The organism is Marinobacter sp. BSs20148, assembly GCF_000283275.1.
Lineage (GTDB): Bacteria > Pseudomonadota > Gammaproteobacteria > Pseudomonadales > Oleiphilaceae > Marinobacter > Marinobacter psychrophilus.
Genome location: NC_018268.1, coordinates 2669711 through 2688582, shown reverse-complemented (window position 1 = coordinate 2688582; position 18872 = coordinate 2669711). Strand labels below are relative to the sequence as shown.

Annotated in this window: 17 protein-coding genes and 1 pseudogene; 14 read left to right on the top strand and 4 right to left on the bottom strand. The window is 54.7% G+C overall.

Translation table 11 applies throughout. The annotated features are described in order from the left end of the window. The first annotated feature begins 89 nt into the window (after positions 1-89). The 14 genes from MRBBS_RS12180 to MRBBS_RS12115 all read left to right on the top strand — a co-directional run bounded on the left by MRBBS_RS12180 (position 90) and on the right by MRBBS_RS12115 (position 16730). Positions 90-428, top strand: a complete 339-nt coding sequence (locus MRBBS_RS12180; RefSeq protein WP_014871823.1) for a YeaC family protein — start codon at positions 90-92, stop codon at positions 426-428. Beyond that, positions 425-1306 (top strand): DUF2797 domain-containing protein, encoded by an 882-nt coding sequence (locus MRBBS_RS12175; RefSeq protein ID WP_014871822.1) that lies wholly within the window; start codon positions 425-427, stop codon positions 1304-1306. Before MRBBS_RS12180 ends, MRBBS_RS12175 begins: the two co-directional genes overlap by 4 nt. After that, a complete protein-coding gene (gene pepN, locus MRBBS_RS12170; protein WP_014871821.1) occupies positions 1299-3959 on the top strand; it encodes an aminopeptidase N in 2661 nt (886 codons plus the stop codon). Before MRBBS_RS12175 ends, pepN begins: the two co-directional genes overlap by 8 nt. A gap of 229 nt (positions 3960-4188) precedes the next feature. After that, positions 4189-5373 carry a WD40/YVTN/BNR-like repeat-containing protein gene (locus MRBBS_RS12165; RefSeq protein ID WP_014871820.1) on the top strand — a complete coding sequence of 395 codons (1185 nt, stop codon included), beginning with the start codon at positions 4189-4191 and terminating at the stop codon, positions 5371-5373. Continuing rightward, positions 5370-7769, top strand: a complete 2400-nt coding sequence (locus tag MRBBS_RS12160; protein ID WP_014871819.1) for an efflux RND transporter permease subunit — start codon at positions 5370-5372, stop codon at positions 7767-7769. Before MRBBS_RS12165 ends, MRBBS_RS12160 begins: the two co-directional genes overlap by 4 nt. Before the next feature lie 192 nt (positions 7770-7961). Next, complete coding sequence (locus tag MRBBS_RS12155) at positions 7962-8945, top strand: TAXI family TRAP transporter solute-binding subunit (protein WP_014871818.1); 984 nt, start codon at positions 7962-7964, stop codon at positions 8943-8945. A gap of 195 nt (positions 8946-9140) precedes the next feature. Then, complete coding sequence (gene thrS, locus MRBBS_RS12150) at positions 9141-11066, top strand: threonine--tRNA ligase (RefSeq protein ID WP_014871817.1); 1926 nt, start codon at positions 9141-9143, stop codon at positions 11064-11066. Positions 11067-11068: 2 nt separating this feature from the next. Next, positions 11069-11608 carry a translation initiation factor IF-3 gene (gene infC, locus MRBBS_RS12145; RefSeq protein ID WP_083847052.1) on the top strand — a complete coding sequence of 180 codons (540 nt, stop codon included), beginning with the start codon at positions 11069-11071 and terminating at the stop codon, positions 11606-11608. A 97-nt stretch (positions 11609-11705) separates the two neighbouring features. Then, positions 11706-11897: a 50S ribosomal protein L35 gene (gene rpmI, locus MRBBS_RS12140; protein ID WP_014871815.1), complete on the top strand. Its 192-nt coding sequence runs from the start codon at positions 11706-11708 to the stop codon at positions 11895-11897. 43 nt (positions 11898-11940) lie between these two features. Further along, positions 11941-12294, top strand: coding sequence for a 50S ribosomal protein L20 (gene rplT / locus MRBBS_RS12135; protein WP_007351562.1), 354 nt, complete (start codon positions 11941-11943; stop codon positions 12292-12294). 200 nt (positions 12295-12494) lie between these two features. After that, the gene (gene pheS / locus MRBBS_RS12130) at positions 12495-13493 is read left to right on the top strand and encodes a phenylalanine--tRNA ligase subunit alpha (RefSeq protein ID WP_014871814.1); all 999 of its coding nucleotides are present in this window, start codon (positions 12495-12497) and stop codon (positions 13491-13493) included. Positions 13494-13583: 90 nt separating this feature from the next. Then, complete coding sequence (gene pheT, locus MRBBS_RS12125; RefSeq protein WP_014871813.1) at positions 13584-15968, top strand: phenylalanine--tRNA ligase subunit beta; 2385 nt, start codon at positions 13584-13586, stop codon at positions 15966-15968. 3 nt (positions 15969-15971) lie between these two features. Next, the gene (gene ihfA, locus MRBBS_RS12120; protein ID WP_014871812.1) at positions 15972-16274 is read left to right on the top strand and encodes an integration host factor subunit alpha; all 303 of its coding nucleotides are present in this window, start codon (positions 15972-15974) and stop codon (positions 16272-16274) included. Between the two features lie 105 nt (positions 16275-16379). Beyond that, the gene (locus MRBBS_RS12115) at positions 16380-16730 is read left to right on the top strand and encodes a MerR family transcriptional regulator (protein WP_041635277.1); all 351 of its coding nucleotides are present in this window, start codon (positions 16380-16382) and stop codon (positions 16728-16730) included. Positions 16731-16753: 23 nt separating this feature from the next. Here MRBBS_RS12115 and MRBBS_RS12110 read toward each other — a convergent pair whose 3' ends face one another. The 4 genes and pseudogenes from MRBBS_RS12110 to MRBBS_RS20490 form a co-directional block, all read right to left on the bottom strand. Further along, a complete protein-coding gene (locus MRBBS_RS12110; RefSeq protein ID WP_187290758.1) occupies positions 16754-17053 on the bottom strand; it encodes a HigA family addiction module antitoxin in 300 nt (99 codons plus the stop codon). 39 nt (positions 17054-17092) lie between these two features. Next, complete coding sequence (locus MRBBS_RS12105) at positions 17093-17737, bottom strand: transposase (RefSeq protein ID WP_144012714.1); 645 nt, start codon at positions 17735-17737, stop codon at positions 17093-17095. A gap of 381 nt (positions 17738-18118) precedes the next feature. Continuing rightward, positions 18119-18400: a HipA domain-containing protein gene (locus MRBBS_RS20050; RefSeq protein ID WP_014871807.1), complete on the bottom strand. Its 282-nt coding sequence runs from the start codon at positions 18398-18400 to the stop codon at positions 18119-18121. 92 nt (positions 18401-18492) lie between these two features. Next, a pseudogene (locus MRBBS_RS20490) lies at positions 18493-18736 on the bottom strand (hypothetical protein); the annotation flags it as partial. Between the last annotated feature and the right edge of the window lie 136 nt (positions 18737-18872).

Sequence of the window (18872 nt, the reverse complement as noted above, 5' to 3'; positions counted from 1 at the left end):
TTTGGTGAATAAATAATAATCGTTATCGTTCGCATATGTCAAAGGTTATTGATAGTCTTTTTTAAAGCTTGTTTCAGGAGGTCTGTGTCATGACATACGAAGAATTAATTGAACGGTTAGATCCGAACGTCTACCGCAGCCTGCGTCAGTCTATTGAACTGGGTAAATGGCCCGATGGCCGCATAGTTAGCCGAGAGCAACGCTCCATCAGCCTGGAAGCGGTGATTCACTACGAAAACACCCACAACATGCCGGAAGAAGAGCGCACGGGTTACATTGACCGCGGTGCCAAAGCCGGTACCGATTGCGACCCCACTGTGCGCATGCAGAAAAAAGCCGCTAAAAACGCTGTTAAAAATGACGCTGCAAATGGTTCTTTAGATGAGAGCAGCGACGGCTCCGAGCAATACACCGAGGTAAAGGTTTGAACCAAGCACCCGTAAATCCGGTGGACGTTAGCGGCCGCCTGCGCAAAATGCCCGCCAGTGCTGGGCACTCTATCGGCAATCCAGTGCAATACGAACTGCGCCTGGGTGATGAGCATGTCGCACTGAACGAACTGATTGGCCAGCCCATCAGTATTGAGTTTAACGGCATTATCCGCTGCATGAACTGCGACCGCGTCACCAAAAAAAGCTTCAGCCAAGGTTTCTGTTTTCCCTGCATGCGCAAGCTGGCATCCTGCGACAGCTGCATCATGAGCCCGGAAAAGTGTCATTTTCACCTGGGCACGTGCCGCGAACCCGAGTGGGGTCAAGCCAACTGCATGGTCGAGCACGTGGTCTACCTGGCCAACTCGTCGGGTTTAAAAGTCGGCATTACCCGCGGCACCCAAGTGCCTACTCGCTGGATTGACCAAGGCGCAGTAGACGCCATTCCCATGTTGCGCGTTGCCACCCGTCAGTTGTCCGGTTTTGTGGAAGTAGCCTGCAAAGCCCACGTGGCAGATCGCACCAATTGGCGTACCATGTTGAAAGGCGAAACCACCGAGCTAAACCTGGCTGCAGAACGCGACAAACTGCTGGCCCTGGTGGCCGAAGAACTGGACGCCCTGCGCGCAGAACACGGCGCAGACAGCATCCGCGCGGTGCAGGAACCGTCTCTGGGTTTAAGCTACCCGGTAGACGTTTGGCCACAAAAAGTAACATCGCACAATCTGGACAAAACACCCCGCGTGTCGGGCGTACTGCAAGGCGTAAAAGGCCAGTACCTGATTCTGGACACGGGCGTGATCAACATTCGCAAATACACCGGTTATCAAGTCCGCTTCTGCGCACCGGCGAACACGGGAGACAGCAATGCCTAGCAATCAGCCGCAAACCATTTACCTGAGCGATTACAAGGTGCCCGCCTATCTGGTGGACACCGCCGACCTGCGGTTTGAACTGTTTGAAGACGGCGCACGGGTACACAGCACCTTGGCTTTTCGCCGTAACCCCGATTGCCAGGAAAGCCAGGAAACTGGCGCGCCCCTGCAACTTCACGGCGACAGCCTGAAATTGGAAAGTCTGGTATTGAACGGCGAGGCTGTGGCCACGAGCAACTACAGCGTCAGCGACGAGCTGTTGACTGTTAACCAGGTGCCGCAACACTTCACTCTGCAAGTAGTCACCTGGATAGAGCCGCAGAACAACACCCGTCTGGAAGGCCTGTACAAATCCGCTGCCATGTTCTGTACCCAGTGCGAAGCTGAAGGTTTCCGCTGCATCACTTATTTCCCGGACCGTCCAGACGTGATGGCCCGCTTCAGTACCCGCATCGAAGCGGACAAAACCGCCTATCCGGTGCTGTTGTCGAACGGCAACCCCGTCGAGCAGGGCGACCTGAGCGATGGCCGCCACTTCGTGACCTGGGAAGATCCGTTCCCGAAACCAGCCTATTTGTTTGCTCTGGTCGCCGGTGACCTGTTGGAAAAGCAGGATAGCTTTACCACCATGAGCGGCCGCAAGGTAGACCTGCGCATGTACGTAGAGCCGCGCAACTCTGAAAAATGCGAGTACGCGCTGGACTCCCTGAAGCGCGCCATGGCTTGGGACGAACAAACCTATGGCCGCGAGTACGACCTCGACATTTTCATGATCGTTGCAGTTGATGATTTCAACATGGGCGCCATGGAAAATAAGGGCTTGAATATATTCAACTCCTCGTGCGTTCTGGCCAGCCAGGAAACAGCGACGGATATGGCTTTCGAGCGCATTGAATCCATTGTCGCCCATGAATATTTTCACAACTGGTCCGGCAACCGGGTTACCTGCCGTGACTGGTTCCAGCTCAGCTTGAAAGAAGGCTTTACCGTGTTCCGCGACACTCAGTTCTCTGGGGACATGGGCTCGGCCACGGTCAAACGTATTGAAAGTGCCACTGTGCTGCGTACCGCCCAGTTTGCCGAAGACGCAGGCCCCATGGCTCACTCGGTGCGCCCGGCGTCTTATATGGAAATTACCAACTTCTACACCCTGACCATTTATGTAAAGGGCGCCGAAGTGGTGCGGATGATTCACACCCTGCTAGGGCCGGATCTGTTCCGCAAAGGCAGTGATCTGTACTTTGAACGCCACGACGGCCAGGCCGTCACCACAGATGACTTTGTAAAAGCCATGGAAGACGCTTCAGGTCGCGATCTTGGCCAGTTCCGCTTGTGGTACGAGCAAGCCGGTACGCCGCAGTTGGCGATCAGTGACGAATACGATGAAAGCGCCGGCGTTTATCACCTGCACATCAAACAAACCCTGCCAGACACCCCGGGCCAAACCGACAAACAGCCTCAGCACATTCCTTTTGCTCTGGGCCTGTTAGGTAGCCGCGGTGAAGCTTTGGCGCTGGCGTTAAGTGCCGAGGAATTGGCCAAAGCCGACGCCCCGCAAGAGCGCGTGCTGGAACTCACTGAAGCCAGCCACAGTTTTGAATTTCACGGCCTCAGCGAACGCCCGGTGCCATCCCTGCTGCGGCATTTTTCAGCACCGGTGCGGGTGAGCTATCCGTGGACCCGCGAACAACTGCTGTTCCTGATGAACCACGACTCAGACGGCTTCAACCGCTGGGACGCGGGCCAGCGCCTGGCCATAGACGTTATCCAGCAGATGATTGGCGCGCCAAAAGACGTCACCGTAGATGCTCGCCTGGTAGGCGCTTTCCGCCACCTGATCAGCGATGCCGACCTGGATCAGGCGTTGGTGGCAAAAATGCTGGTGCTGCCGACGGTGGCTTATCTGGCCGAACTGACGGATGGCGCCGACGTGCCTGCTATTCACCGGGCCCGCCGCCGGGTGTTGAAGCATCTGGCGATTGCCTTGCGCGACGAACTTGTGGCCTGCTACCGCCGCAACATCGACAGCGGCCCTTACCAACTTGGCCCCGAAGCCGTTGCCCGTCGCAGCCTGCGCAACACCGCGCTGGCCTGGCTGCTGCTTATTAATGACGAAGAAGGCCGCTCCCTCGGTTTAGGTCAGTATCGCGACGCCGACAACATGACCGACCGCATGGGCGCCCTGAAGGCGTTTGTGAACTCCGGTTACGACGACGATCGTGCGGCTAGCTTGAACGATTTTTACCAGACCTTTCAGCACGACCCCCAAGTAGTGGAACAGTGGTTCTCGGTGCAGGCGGCTAGCCGTCGGACCGGGCAGCTGTCACACATTCACGCGTTGCTGGAACACCCGGCGTTTGATTGGAAAAACCCCAACAAAATCCGCGCGGTGATCGGCGCCTTCGCTGGCCAGAACCTGGTGAACTTCCACAATCCGGACGGTTCTGGCTACCAGTTCCTGGCCGACCAAGTCTGCAAACTAGACGATAGCAACCCGCAAATTGCCGCGCGGCTCGTGAGCCCGCTGACCCGCTGGCGCAAATTTGCCCCCGAGTACAGCCAGCAGATGCAAGCAGCGCTAATGCAGATTCGCGACAAAGAAAACCTGTCCGGGGATTTGTACGAAGTAGTGTACAAAAGCCTGGCGGACTAATTGTTCTAGCACAAGGGAATAGATTTCACCCAGGGGACGGATTTCAAATCCGTCCCCATTTTTATGTCCCCGCTTTACAAGTCCGTCTCCACTGTTTCCCTCAAATCCCCCGCTTCACCATAAAAATCGCACTTTCGGGCGATAGCAACTCGCTAGAAATGCACTACACTCAACCTATTGCGGCGCTTTGCGCACATCAATTACAACAACATCAGCAATAGGAAATCGAATGGCCATACGCAACAGGCGTTCCATCTGCGCCTGCCCGGGATTTGCTGCAGCCATCAGCTTGGCTGCGCTTTGTGTTTTAACCCCCTCAACGGCATTCGCCGTCGCTGACTTACTGGAAACACCCGCTCGCAGCACCGAACTGGCCACGGTCAGTTTGCTCAACGATGTTGCGCGTGCAGGCGGCAGCGAGCGTTTGGTAGCCGTCGGCGAACGCGGTCACATCATTTACTCCGATGACGGCGGCGCAAAATGGACCCAAGCCAGCGTGCCGGTGTCGGTCACCCTTACCGGGGTCGATTTTGGCTCGGCCAGTCACGGCTGGGCCGTGGGGCACAGTGGCGCGGTGCTGCACAGCAGCGACAGCGGGTCTAACTGGACCCTGCAGATGACCGGCATTCAGGCCGCCAATCTGGCCATTGCCGGTATACAGCAGGAAATCGAGGCTACGGAACAGCGCCTTGAAACTGCGGCCGAAGACGACGTCGGCGATCTGGAATGGGCACTGGACGACCTGGTGTTTGGCCTCGAAAACATGCAGGCAGATTTGTCGGTAGGGCCGGTGAACCCGTTTCTGGACGTGTGGTTTGAAGATGCAGACCACGGCTTTGTGATTGGCGCCTATGGCATGATTTTTCACACCGATGATGGTGGCAATCAATGGCAGGACTGGGCGCGAAAACTGGACAATGCCGACAAATTTCACCTCAATGCCATCACCAAAATTAGTGGTGGCGCGCTGGTGATTGCTGGCGAAGCCGGGCAAATTCACGTGTCTGAAGACAACGGCATTACCTGGGAACGCCGCGATAGCGGCTACGAAGGCTCGCTGTTTGGCGTGACAGGTACTGGCAATAGCGGTGAAGCTCTTGCCTTTGGCTTGCGTGGCACAGTGATGCACACAACCGATAACGGCTTAAGTTGGGAACGCTTACAAACTGGCTCCAGCACCACCTTGAATGATGGCGCCAGCGCTGGCGAACGCCTGGTGTTGGTGGGGAACAACGGCACCTTGGTGATTCGCGACAGCGCCAATGACGAGTTCAGGGAAACCCTGCGAGCCGATCGCCTGGGCTTGATGGGTGTTGTGGTGAATGGCACGCAGAGCCTGCTGCTGGTGGGTGAGGGCGGCGTAGTTCTAGTGGAAGGCGACGCAGGTATGGAAGAACAAGGGGCGGTTGAATGACAAATCCAAAGCATGCCAGAGGCGAACACTACCTCACTACACCCAAAGCCGAGCCCTTTCTGGAACGGCTGATTTTCAACAATCGCGTCACTATACTGGTTCTGTTCGCGGTGCTGACCGCATTTCTGGGCTACAACGCGGTTAAAATTCAGCCCGATGCCAGCTTCGAGCGGATGATTCCCCTAGAACATCCGTACATCGTGAACATGCTGGAACACCGGGATGATTTAGAGAACCTGGGTAACTTCGTGCGCATTGCCGTGGCTACAAAAGACGGCAGTGATATTTTTACCGAAGAGTATATGGAAACTCTGCGCCAGATCACCGACGAAGTGTTCTATCTCAGCGGTGTTGATCGCAGCGGTCTGAAATCCCTATGGACCCCCAACGTGCGCTGGGTAGAAGTCACCGAGCAGGGCTTCCAGGGCGGCACCATAATTCCGGACAATTACGACGGCAGCTCTGCTGAAAGCCTGGAGCAGTTGCGCCAGAACGTATTGCGTTCAAGTGAAGTGGGGCGCCTGATATCCGACAACTTCCGCTCTACCATCGTGTACGCACCGCTTTACGAAAACGACCCGCAAACCGGTGAACCGCTGAACTACGCTGCTTTTTCCCGCGAGCTAGAAGAGAAGATTCGGGACAAGTATCAGGCTCAGAATCCGAACGTCAGTATTCACATCGTCGGCTTCGCCAAAAAAGTCGGCGACCTGATTGAAGGTATTGGTGCGATTGCCTGGTTTGCCGGCATCACCATTGCTTTGACCACGCTGTTGCTGTTCTGGTACTCCCGCTGCATCGCCGGCACTCTGGTGCCGGTGCTGACGTCCATTGTGGCGGTATTCTGGCAGTTAGGGGCGCTAAAAATACTGGGTTACGGGTTAGACCCGTATTCGGTGCTGGTGCCGTTTCTGGTGTTTGCCATTGGCATAAGCCACGGGGTGCAGCTGGTGAACGCCATGGCGGTAGAAGCCGCCCGCGGTTTTGATCCGCTCAACGCCGCTCGCCTGGCGTTTCGGGGTCTTTACATTCCCGGCATGCTGGCGCTGATTTCCGACGCCTTCGGCTTCTTAACGCTGCTGTTTATCGATATCGACGTCATCAAAGACCTGGCCGTAGCCGCAGGCTTGGGCGTGGCTATCGTGATCATCACTAACCTGGTTCTGCACCCGCTGCTTATGTCGTACATTGGCATTACCGCCGGTGGTATTCGCCACGTGCAAAAACAGGGTGAAGAAACCGATCGAAAATGGCGTCGCCTGTCAGCGTTTGCCAGCCCAAAAGCCGCGCCTATATCCGTGCTGATTGCACTGTTGGGCCTGGGCGTTGGTGTCTACCTCAAGCAAGACCTGAAAGTAGGGGATTTAGACCAAGGCGCCCCGGAATTGCGTGCCGATTCTCGCTACAACACAGACAACGCTTTCATTATCGATAACTATTCCACCAGTGCTGACGTGCTGGTGGTTATGGTGAAAACCCCGGTCGAACAGTGCACCCAGTACAACGTGTTGCGAGCCATGGACACCTTGCAGTGGGAGTTACAAAACACCCCGGGTGTGCAATCCACCGTCTCGCTGGCGGACGTGTCGAAGGTCGTCACCAAAGCGCTGAACGAAGGTAACTGGAACTGGTATGCCATTTCCCGCAACCAAACCATCATTAACGCTTCGATTCGTGACGCGCCATCCGGGTTGATCAACACCGATTGCAGCCTTACGCCCACGTTGGTGTTTCTGGAAGATCACAAAGCCGAAACCCTGAAAACTGTGGTGAACGCGGTGGAAGTTTTCGCTGCCAACAACAGTAACGAAGACCATACTTTCCTGCTGGCGGCGGGTAACGCCGGGGTAGAAGCGGCCACCAACGACGTCATCGCGAAAGCCAAAGACTGGATGCTGGTGTTCGTCTATGGTGTGGTCAGCCTGCTGTGCTTTGCCACCTTCCGTTCCTGGCGGGCAGTGCTTTGCATTGTGGTTCCGCTGGGGCTTACCTCTGTGCTGGCGGAAGCCATCATGGCCATGAGCGGCATTGGCATCAAAGTGGCCACCTTGCCGGTGATAGCACTAGGTGTGGGCATAGGTGTGGACTACGGTATCTACATTTACAGCAAGCTGGAGAAATTTCTGCTGGAAGGTAAATCCTTGCAGGAAGCTTACTTTGAAACCCTGCGCTCCACCGGTAAGGCGGTGATATTCACCGGCATTACCCTAGGCCTTGGTGTGGTTACCTGGATTTTCTCCCCCATCAAATTCCAGGCCGATATGGGCTTGCTGCTGTTCTTTATGTTCATCTGGAACATGATTGGCTCTATCTGGCTGTTGCCGGCGCTGGCGCACTTCCTGCTGAAGCCGGAACAGATGCGCGAGAAAGCCCGTCTGGCAAGCGCTAAAAGCTAGCCGTGGAAACCGCCCTGGCAGGTCATGACAGGGCGGTTTTTTCTTTTTACTCAGGCGTCTGGTGTCCCTTCTGGCTTAAATGGCCAGATTCATTTATCCGGCTGGTGGGTCTATGTTTTAATAGCTCGCCAAAAGCTGGATTTTCTCGTTCGCGGGGCTCTAAGGGTCATGACAGTAAAAAGGACAACCAAGATGGCGGTGAAACTGAAAGTCTCTGTGTTGGCGATTACCGCGGCACTGAGTCTCGGCGGAGCCTTTGCCACGGTTTCTGCTCAAGAGCAGCGGTTCATTACAATCGGTACTGGTGGCGTTACCGGTGTGTATTACCCGGCCGGTGGAGCTATTTGCCGCCTGGTCAATATGGACCGTAAAGACCATGGCATTCGCTGCTCAGTTAAAAGCACCGGTGGTTCTGTCTTCAACTTGAACGCCATAGCCCAAGGTGAGCTGGACTTGGCCGTCGTCCAATCTGACTGGCAGTTTCACGCTTACAACGGCAGCAGCCAGTTTGAGGGCGACGGTGCCAACAAAAAACTGCGCGCGGTTTTCTCCATGCACCCGGAGCCGTTCACCGTTGTTGCCAGCAAAAGCTCGGGAATCACCACCTTTGAAGATCTGAAAGGCAAGCGAGTCGCGGTTGGCGACCCGGAGTCCGGGCAGCGTGCCACCGCCGAAACGCTGATGAAAGAAATGGGCTGGAAAATGGACAAATTCGCTTTGGCGGCCGAGCTGAAAGCGGCCGATCAGTCCCAGGCCCTGTGCAATGGCAATATCGACGCGTTCTTCTACACCGTAGGCCATCCATCAGGCGCGATAAAAGATGCCACCACTTCCTGCAACAGCGTTATAGTCAGCGTTGACAACAGCGCCACCAAAAAACTGATCAACAACTATCCCTACTACCGCAAAGCCATCATTCCCGGTGGCATGTACCGCGGTAGCGATGCAGACGTAACCACCTTCGGCGTTGCAGCCACTTTTGTATCGTCTACAGACGTGCCAGACGATGTGGTTTACCAAGTGGTACGCGCCGTGTTTGAAAACTTTGACAGCTTCAAACGCCTGCATCCTGCCTTTCATAACCTGAACAAAGAAGAAATGGTGTCAGATGCCTTAAGTGCCCCCCTGCATCCGGGTGCCGTCAGATACTACAAAGAAGCCGGCCTGATGCAGTAAGCACAATCCTTCAAGTAGGGGACGGATTTAAAATCCGCCCCCGCTCTGCGACCTAAGCAGAACCCGCCATTAACCCGCCGGGTTCTTTTCTGTTAGACTCCGCACCAATCTCGGCACCGCGGTTTGTATCGTGGCGGCCATCCAAACAAGTGATCTCTGGTATAGATCACCGCTGAGCACTCTCAGGAGCACACCATGCCCGTAGTAACCTTGCCTGACGGCAGTCACCGAAGTTTTTCCGAAGCCGTCACCGTGCACGACGTGGCCGCCGACATTGGCGCCGGCCTAGCCAAGGCCGCACTGGCCGGTAAAGTCGACGGAACGCTTGTCGACACCAGCTACCTGATTAAACACGACGCACAGCTGGCTATTATCACCGAGCGTGACGAAGACGGCCTTGATGTTATCCGTCACTCCACCGCCCACCTGCTGGCTATGGCGGTTAAAGAGCTGTTCCCGGAAGCCCAGGTCACCATCGGCCCAGTGATTGACGACGGTTTTTACTACGATTTCAAATACGATCGCCCCTTCACCAACGAAGACCTGGCCCGTATTGAAAAACGCATGGCAGAACTGGCCAAGCAAGACCTGCCGGTTTCCCGCTCGGTTATGTCTCGCAGCGAAGCCGTAGAGCTGTTCAGCAGCATGGGCGAAGAGTACAAAGTTCGCATCATTGAAGACATTCCCGGCGCAGAAGACCTGTCATTTTACCGCCAGGGTGATTTCATCGACCTGTGCCGCGGCCCCCACGTGCCCAGCACCGGCAAAATGAAAGCCTTCAAGCTGACAAAGGTATCCGGTGCGTTCTGGCGTGGTGATACTAACAACGAACAGTTGCAGCGTGTCTACGGCACCGCCTGGGCCAATAAGAAAGACCTGAAAGCTTACGTGCATCGTATCGAAGAAGCCGAAAAGCGCGACCACCGCAAAGTTGGCAAAAAGCTGAACCTGTTCCACATGCAAGAAGAAGCCCCGGGTATGGTGTTCTGGCATCCGGACGGCTGGACCATTTATCAGAAAATGGAACAGTACATGCGCGATATCCTGCGCCGCCACGGTTATCAGGAAATCAAAACACCCCAGATTGTGTCCCGCTCGCTGTGGGAAAAGTCCGGCCACTGGGACAAGTTTAAAGAGGGCATGTTTACCACCGAGTCGGAAAAACACGACTTTGCTATCAAGCCTATGAACTGCCCATGCCACATCCAGGTGTTCAACCAAGGCCTGAAAAGCCACAAAGATTTGCCCCTGCGCCTGGCGGAATTCGGCTCCTGCCACCGCAACGAAGCGTCCGGTGCATTGCACGGTCTGATGCGCGTGCGCGGCTTTACCCAAGACGATGCCCACATCTTCTGTGAAGAAAGCGACATCCAGAACGAAGTGTCGAAATTCATCGACCTGTTGCACGAAGTTTACAAAGACTTCGGCTTCACCGAGATTCTATATAAACTGTCGACCCGCCCGGAAAAGCGCGTGGGTTCTGACGAAGTCTGGGACAAATCCGAAGCCGCACTGGAACAGGCTTTGAACCGCGAAGGCGTGAAATGGGAACTGTTGCCAGGCGAAGGCGCGTTTTATGGCCCGAAAATTGAGTTTTCCCTGAAAGACTGCATCGGCCGGGTATGGCAATGCGGGACCATTCAGGTAGACTTCAGCATGCCGGGCCGTTTAGGCGCACAATATGTGTCGGATAACTCCGAACGCAAAACGCCGGTTATGCTGCACCGTGCGGTACTTGGGTCGTTTGAGCGTTTCATCGGTATTCTGATTGAAGAATACGAAGGCGCATTCCCCAGTTGGCTAGCCCCAACACAGGTTGCCATTCTCAATATCACCGATAATCAGCGGGAATATTGCGAGAATCTTGCGAAAAAGTGGGATTCTTTGGGCTTTAGGGTGAATGCTGACTTGAGAAACGAGAAGATCGGCTTTAAAATCCGCGAGCACACAATTAACAAGGTTCCCTTTCTTGTGGTTGTCGGCGATAAAGAAGTCGAGAACAACACCGTTGCGGTGAGAACCCGCAAAGGTGAAGATTTGGGAACACTATCGCTCGAAGCGTTCGAACAACTTCTGCAAGAAGATGTTGGGCGCAAGAGCAGAACCAAGTTGGAGAATTAATTATTAAACAGAGAACGAATCGGGGTGCGCGTACACCAAAGGCGCCAATCAATGAGAACATTGATGCAACTGAAGTCCGTCTGATTGACGCCGATGGCGAGCAAGTAGGTGTGGTTTCAATCGCAGAAGCCCTCAGGATGGCAGAAGAGGCGACTCTGGATCTGGTGCAAGTGACAGATTCCGATCCGATCGTCTGTAAAATAATGGATTATGGCAAGAAGATCTTCGACGAGAAAAAAGCGAAGGCCGTTGCCAAGAAGAAACAAAGACAGACGCAAGTCAAAGAGCTTAAGTTCCGTCCAGGAACTGAAGAAGGGGATTATCAGGTAAAACTACGCAACCTGATACGTTTCCTTGAAGCCGGGGACCGCGGCAAAATCACTGTTCGCTTCCGTGGCCGTGAGATGGCACACCAAGAAATTGGTATGAAACTCATGGAACGCATTGAAGTAGACATGGAAGAAATGGCAACTGTAGAGATGCGTCCGAAAATGGAAGGCCGCCAGATGACCATGATTATCGCCCCCCGCAAAAAGAAGTAAGCCTGTCGTTGTTGCTCATCCCCTGCCAAATGTGGGGGGTTTGCGTTTCAGGTTTACACTCGATGTATCAAAAAAACAGAATGCGGAGTTTTAAAAAATGCCGAAAATGAAAACGAAAAGTGGAGCAGCCAAGCGGTTTAAGAAAACTGCCACCGGCTTCAAACACAAGTCGTCCTTCACCAGTCACATCCTGACCAAGAAAAGCCCGAAGCGTAAGCGTCAGCTGCGTGGAACCAAGCTTATCGCAAAGTCTGATGTGGCTTCCGTAAAGCGCATGCTCGGAGTTTAGAGCACACGCACCTCAACGGTTTTTAAGGTAGAAGGATTATAGTATGGCTCGTGTTAAACGTGGTGTGGTTGCACGCCGTCGTCACAAGAAGATTCTAAAGCAGGCTAAAGGTTACTACGGTGCCCGTAGTCGTGTGTACCGCGTTGCCAAGCAAGCGGTTATTAAAGCAGGTCAGTATGCGTACCGTGACCGTCGTAACCGCAAGCGCGCCTTCCGCGCACTGTGGATTGCGCGTATTAACGCCGGTGCCCGTGCCAATGGCTTGTCTTACAGCCGTTTGATCGCTGGCCTGAAAAAGGCCAACGTGGAAATCGACCGTAAAGTTCTGGCCGACCTGGCCATGAACGAGCAGCAAACGTTTGCTGCGGTTGTTGAGAAAGCCAAAGCATCCTTGTGATCGCGTAAGCTCTATCATCGATCACGAATCGATCCGCTGCCAAGCATTAACGGCCTGGCAGCGTTTAATAGGGGAAGGGCACGCTCTTCCCCTATTTTTGTTTCCGGATTTCGTTTGTTTATAGACTTCACTTTTTATAGATTTCACCCGTTTATGAACGTAAAGGGTGACGTCTTCATTTCTGGTTTGGAGCAGGGTCAATGGAAAACCTGAAGCAGCTGGTTCAGGACGGATTAGCGGGGGTTGCAAACGCCGACAACCTGCAGGCGCTTGATTACATTCGTGTGGAATACCTGGGCAAAAAAGGGGCGATTACCCAGCAGGCTAAAACACTGGGCAAGCTCTCTAGCGAGGAACGCCCCGCTGCGGGTCAGAAAATCAACGACGCCAAAAGCCAGGTAGAGCAGGCCATCAACGCCCGCCGCAGCGACCTTGAACGCATCGCCATTGAAGCCAAACTGGCCAGCGAATCCATTGACGTAACCCTACCAGGCCGCGGCCAGGAACTCGGTGGTTTACACCCGGTTACCCGCACCCTGCAGCGCATTGAAGACTTTTTTGCCAGTGCCGGTTACAGCGTGGAACAAGGCCCGGAAATCGAAGACGACTACCATAACTTCGAAGCCCTAAATATTCCCGGCCACCACCCGGCCCGTGCCATGCACGACACCTTTTATTTTGATCCTGGCACCCTGCTGCGCACTCACACCTCGCCAGTACAGATCCGCACCATGGAAGCCGGTAAACCGCCGTTCCGCATGATCTGCCCAGGCCGCGTGTACCGCTGCGATTCCGACATGACCCACACCCCCATGTTCCATCAGGTGGAAGGACTGTTGATTGAAAAGAACGTCAGCTTCGCCGACCTGAAAAGCACCGTGGAAGCGTTTTTGCGGGTGTTCTTCGAGCGCGACCTGAAAGTACGTTTCCGCCCGTCTTACTTCCCGTTTACCGAGCCCTCGGCGGAAGTAGACATCGAGTGGGGCCGTGAAGCCGATGGCAGCATCAAGTGGCTGGAAGTCATGGGCTGCGGCATGGTGCACCCGAAAGTGTTCGAGCACTGCGGCATAGACGCCGAAGAATACCGTGGCTTTGCCTTTGGCATGGGCGTAGAACGCCTGGCCATGCTGCGCTACGGCGTCAACGACCTGCGCATGTTCTTCGAGAACGATCTGCGCTTTCTGCGCCAGTTCCGTTAAATACCCTTTTGAACCGGGACGGCACGCCAGCCAAAAACGGCACGGCATTTCAGTCAACAGGCGACACCGCAATAGATTAAGGCGATTACCATGAAATTCAGTGAACAGTGGCTGCGCGAATGGGTTAACCCGGCTCTGGACTCCCAGCAGTTGATGGACCAAATCACCATGGCCGGCCTGGAAGTCGACGGCTTCGAATCGGTGGCGGGCAAATTTTCCGGCATAATCGTTGGCGAAGTCCTCAGCGTAGACGCTCACCCAGATGCAGACAAACTGCGAGTGTGCCAGGTCAGCAACGGCAGCACCCAAGTGCAAGTGGTCTGCGGCGCTCCTAATGTGCGTGCCGGCATCAAAGTACCCTTCGCCGAACTGGGCGCTGTATTGCCCGGCGATTTCAAAATTAAAAAAGCCAAACTCCGCGGCCAGCCCTCTGTCGGCATGCTGTGTTCGGGCGCCGAACTGGGTCTGTCTGATGACCACGATGGCATCTTGGAGTTGCCGGCCGACGCCCCTGTGGGCACGTCTTTTGCCGATTACCTGCAATTGAACGACATTGCTATCGATGTAGATCTAACCCCAAACCGCGCTGATTGCCTCTCCATCAAAGGCCTGGCCCGGGAAGTAGGCGTACTTAACAGCCTGCCGCTGAACGCGCCTTCTATCCGGAAGGTAGCCGCCACCCACAGCGAGGTGCCCGATGTGCGCGTAGAAGCCCCCGCCGGCTGCCCGCGCTACCTGGGCCGCATTCTGCGCAATGTGGACTTAACCGCGAAAAGCCCACTGTGGTTGAAGGAAAAACTGCGTCGCTCCGGCGTCCGTTCTATAGACGCTGCAGTAGACGTCACCAACTACATTCTGCTGGAGCAAGGCCAGCCCATGCACGCCTTTGATCGCGCCGAAATTGACGGTGGCATTGTGGTGCGCATGGCCAAGCCTGAAGAAAAGCTGGTACTGCTGGACGGCCTGGAAGTCACCCTGAGCGAACAGACTCTGGTAATAGCAGACCACAGCAAGCCCATCGCCATTGCCGGCGTAATGGGCGGCGAACACTCCGGTGTGAGCCCAAAAACTCGTGACCTGGTGCTGGAATCGGCCTATTTCGACCCGATCACCCTGGCCGGAAAAGCCCGTCATTACGGCTTGCACACAGATGCCAGTCACCGTTTCGAGCGTGGCGTAGACTACAACTTGGCCCGCGACGCCATGGAACGCGCCACCGAGCTGTTGGTTAGTATCGTCGGTGGTGAGCCCGGTGAGATTGTGGACGTCACCAGCACCGAACATCTGCCAACGCCGATCTCCATCGTATTGCGCGAAAAGCGCCTGGCTGACGTACTGGGCTTGGCCATCGCAAACGCCAAAGTGGAAGATATCCTTACCCGCCTGGGCCTGGCGGTAGAAGAGAGGTTAGACAACGGCTGGAAAGTCAGCGCTCCCAGCTTCCGCCCGGACATCACCATCGAAGAAGACCTGATCGAAGAAGTAGGGCGCATCTACGGCTATAATAACTTGCCGGTCACCGAACCCACAGGTTCACTGGGCCTGCGTCCCAAAGCCGAAGACACCCGCCCTCTGAGCGCCATCCGCAACTATTTTGTCGCCAATGGTTACCAGGAAGCCATTACCTATAGCTTCGTGGACCCGAAAGTGCAGGAACAGTTAGATCCGCAGAACGAAGGCATCGCTTTGGCCAATCCGATCTCTGTAGAGCTGTCCGTCATGCGCACTACCCTGTGGAGCGGCCTGCTAAAAACCGTGGTCCACAACCAGAACCGGCAGCAGCCACGCATTCGCCTGTTTGAAAGTGGCCTGCGGTTTGTGAAAGATGGCGAACGCATTCTTCAACAGCCCATGCTGGCAGGCGTCGTCACCGGCAACCAAAATCCTGAAAACTGGGTAAACGGTCGCAGAAACACCGACTTCTTTGATGTAAAAGGAGAATTGGAAAGTCTGTTCCGCTTGCTAGGCATTACAGTGGAGTTTCGCGCCGGAAAACACCCGGCGTTGCACCCCGGTCAGACCGCCGAATTGCTGCGCGACGGGCAGCCAGTAGGGTGGTTGGGCACCTTGCACCCGCAGGTGCAGAAAAATATGGAACTTAATGGCACAGTTATAATGTTTGAGCTATTCTTGAACCCAATCGTTACCGGTTATGTGCCTAATTTCAAAGATGTTTCAAAATTCCCAGAAGTTCGTCGAGATTTGGCTATTATTATCGGAAGCGACGTGAAATTTGCGGACGTCGAGCGTGTGGCAACATCCCACGCCGGCGAGCACCTAAACGCACTTCGTGCATTCGATGTATACCAGGGCGAAAGCCTCGGTAAAGGCGAGAGCGAAGGCAATCGTAGCTTGGCACTCAGCTTGTTCTGGCAACACCCGCAGCGCACACTGACCGAAGACGAAGTGCACGGGCTGTTTAACGGCGTAATAGAAGCCCTGAAAGCTGAATTGGGGGCAACACTAAGGAGTTAACGGATGACGGCTTTGACAAAAGCGGAAATGGCCGAGCGCCTATACGACGAACTTGGCCTGAACAAACGTGAAGCCAAGGAAATGGTAGAGGCCTTTTTCGACGAAGTTCGCGGCGCACTCAGCCATAACGAACAGGTGAAATTGTCAGGATTCGGCAATTTTGACCTGCGCGATAAAAAAGAGCGCCCCGGCCGCAATCCAAAAACCGGTGAAGAAATCCCCATCTGCGCCCGCCGTGTGGTCACCTTCCGCCCCGGCCAGAAGCTCAAGGCAAAAGTCGAAGCCTACGTTGAACCTAAGCAATAACCAGACTTTACAGATGGGGACGGGCTTTAAGCAGGGACAGAATTCAAGTCTGTCCCTGCTTGAAGCCCGTCCCTAGTTCAGCCAGATTGGAATCGGGCAATAAGTATGTTGGAACCCAGCAATAACAACGAACTGCCGGTCATCCCGGGCAAACGCTATTTTGCCATTGGCGAGGTAGCAGAGCTGTGCGCTGTAAAAGCTCACGTATTGCGCTACTGGGAACAGGAATTCCCCCAATTGTCCCCGGTAAAGCGCCGCGGCAATCGCCGCTACTATCAACGCGCCGACGTCATCACCATCCGCCAGATCCGTAGCTTATTGTACGATCAGGGCTACACCATCGGCGGCGCGAAGCAGCAACTGTCCAGCGTGGAAGCGAAAGACGATATTTCCCAGTACAAACAACTTATACGGCAAATGATTCAAGAGCTGGAAGAGGTACTGGCCGTTTTCTAAATTGGGGTCAGACCCCAAAATGATCACGCCGCATGAGGCTGAACCTCTCGCGCCACTTGCTCCGCCTTGTTGATCTGTGCCTTGCGAAGCTCATACTCAGTTTGCAAATTTAGCCAGAAGCGCTCACTGGTTCCGAAGTAACGGGCAAGACGCATCGCTGTGTCTGCTGTGATACCTCGGTTTTCTCGGACAGTTTCATTCATCCGGGTTGTCGGAACATGCAGTGCCTTGGAAAGTGCATTTACGCTCATTTCCAGTGGCTTTAGATACTCTTCCCGAAGTATTTCCCCAGGGTGGATTGGGCGCATACCGTTAGAAGTCATGGCGTATTCTCCTTAGTGAAAGTGGGGTCAGACCCCAGCTTATCGAAACCGGGCGGCCACACGCGCTTGGAACTCCTCCGACCCCAGCGCCTTCCCGGAAATCGCCGCTTGGTGAATCTGATCGGCCATGCCCTCAGGCGCGGGACTGGCGACAAACGACCGGTAACTCATGAAGCGCTTGTCGGGATCCGGCTGAAAATTCAGGTAACACTTGTGCGGTGTGTGCAGTTTGGAGTGCATGCCATAAGCGTGGCAGTTGTAACTGGACCATTGATAGTCGCCGGCATAAGCCACCAGCCCTGCCTTCACCGGATTCAGCTCGATATAGCGCTGGCACTGAAGAAAATACTGTTCGGTATCCACCAGGCAAGACTTGAATCGGCCCTCCCACAGAGTCCCGGAGCGCTCATGCTTGTGGTTGTAATACTGGGCATAGTTCTGGCCCACGGCCTTCATGAAGTCAGAGAGTGCGGTGTCAGAGTTCGGCGTAACCAGTAGGTGTGTGTGATTGTTCATCAGCACCCAGGCGTGAACATCTACCTCGAACTTGCGCTGGTAGCGCGAAAGATACATGGCGTAAGTGGCTCGATCGGCCAAATCCTGAAAACAAATCTGCCGGTTATTGCCCCGCTGAATCACATGCTGGGGCATCCCGGTGGGACAAATCCGTAGTCGGCGGGGCATTTCACATTCCTTGTGAACTTATCTTTAGTATTGGTAATCTGCCTCAGCAGATCAAAAAACTCAAGTAGGGGTCAGACCCCAAGACATTCTACAGAATCCCACTGTTCTGCTGATACGTTTGATCGAGCTGCTGCTGTATTAACCGGGTGGTCTCGGCGCCCACCCCAAGCTCTGTTGCGACCGCTGAAAACCCGGCTAGTGCACCCACCACGTGCTGTATTTCCTGGCGAGCCTGCGGCCAATTGGCACAACCCGCTTCAGCGGCCAGTTTTTGCTGTGATCATCCTGATTCAAGGCAAATAGATTAAACACCGCCCGCAAGAACTGTAATTGTGCAGCCTTAGCGCCACGACACAACTGGCCGCTGGCTTTGATTAAATCCTAATAATCCAGACTGGGCGCGCGCGAATCAGCATCCAGCAAGCCACAGGCGCTGTGCAGATGCACACAGCCCGACACATCATCGGCGCGCCATACCCGGTCAAACCGCTCAACCGCAAGCCAGGCCCTGGCACCGGATTCCCCCGGGGCGGCAAGCAACTGCCAACGGGGAGGCTGCAAGCCCGCTCGCTCTGCCAGCGACAAGTAAACCGCCTCACGGCGCTGCTGCACGTAGCCCGCCAATGCGGCCTGAACATCTCGCCCCGATACAAGACTAATCATTAGATACCTCCATATCCATTACATGGACATTCATAGCAAAATAGATACAAGGATATCCATAATGAGGTTTTAGCAGTTTCCCTACCCCCCACTCAACTTTTTCTTCGACCATCACCTCCATGCTTTCGTGCGAAGAACGATCCGTGGAACGACCAAACCAACGGGATTAACCCGATTGCCACAGACCCCACCAGCAAACTCATAGTGCCCTAGACCATAGACCATTAGATTGGTCTGGTAACCAAGGGGCGTGATAAAAGACGCCGACGCCGCAAACATAACGGCTATCGCATAGGGCAAGAAATTCACCCGCAGTTGTTCTAAAAACGTCAGGGCGCCGGCAATTTCTCAGCTGAATTGGGGGTCTGACCCCAAGGTATTTCACGTAACGTTACAATTCTTAACGCTTTTTTACGCTAGCAAGCTTGCTAACCACTTGTGTATATTTCTTTGACGCGTATCATCCTCGCTT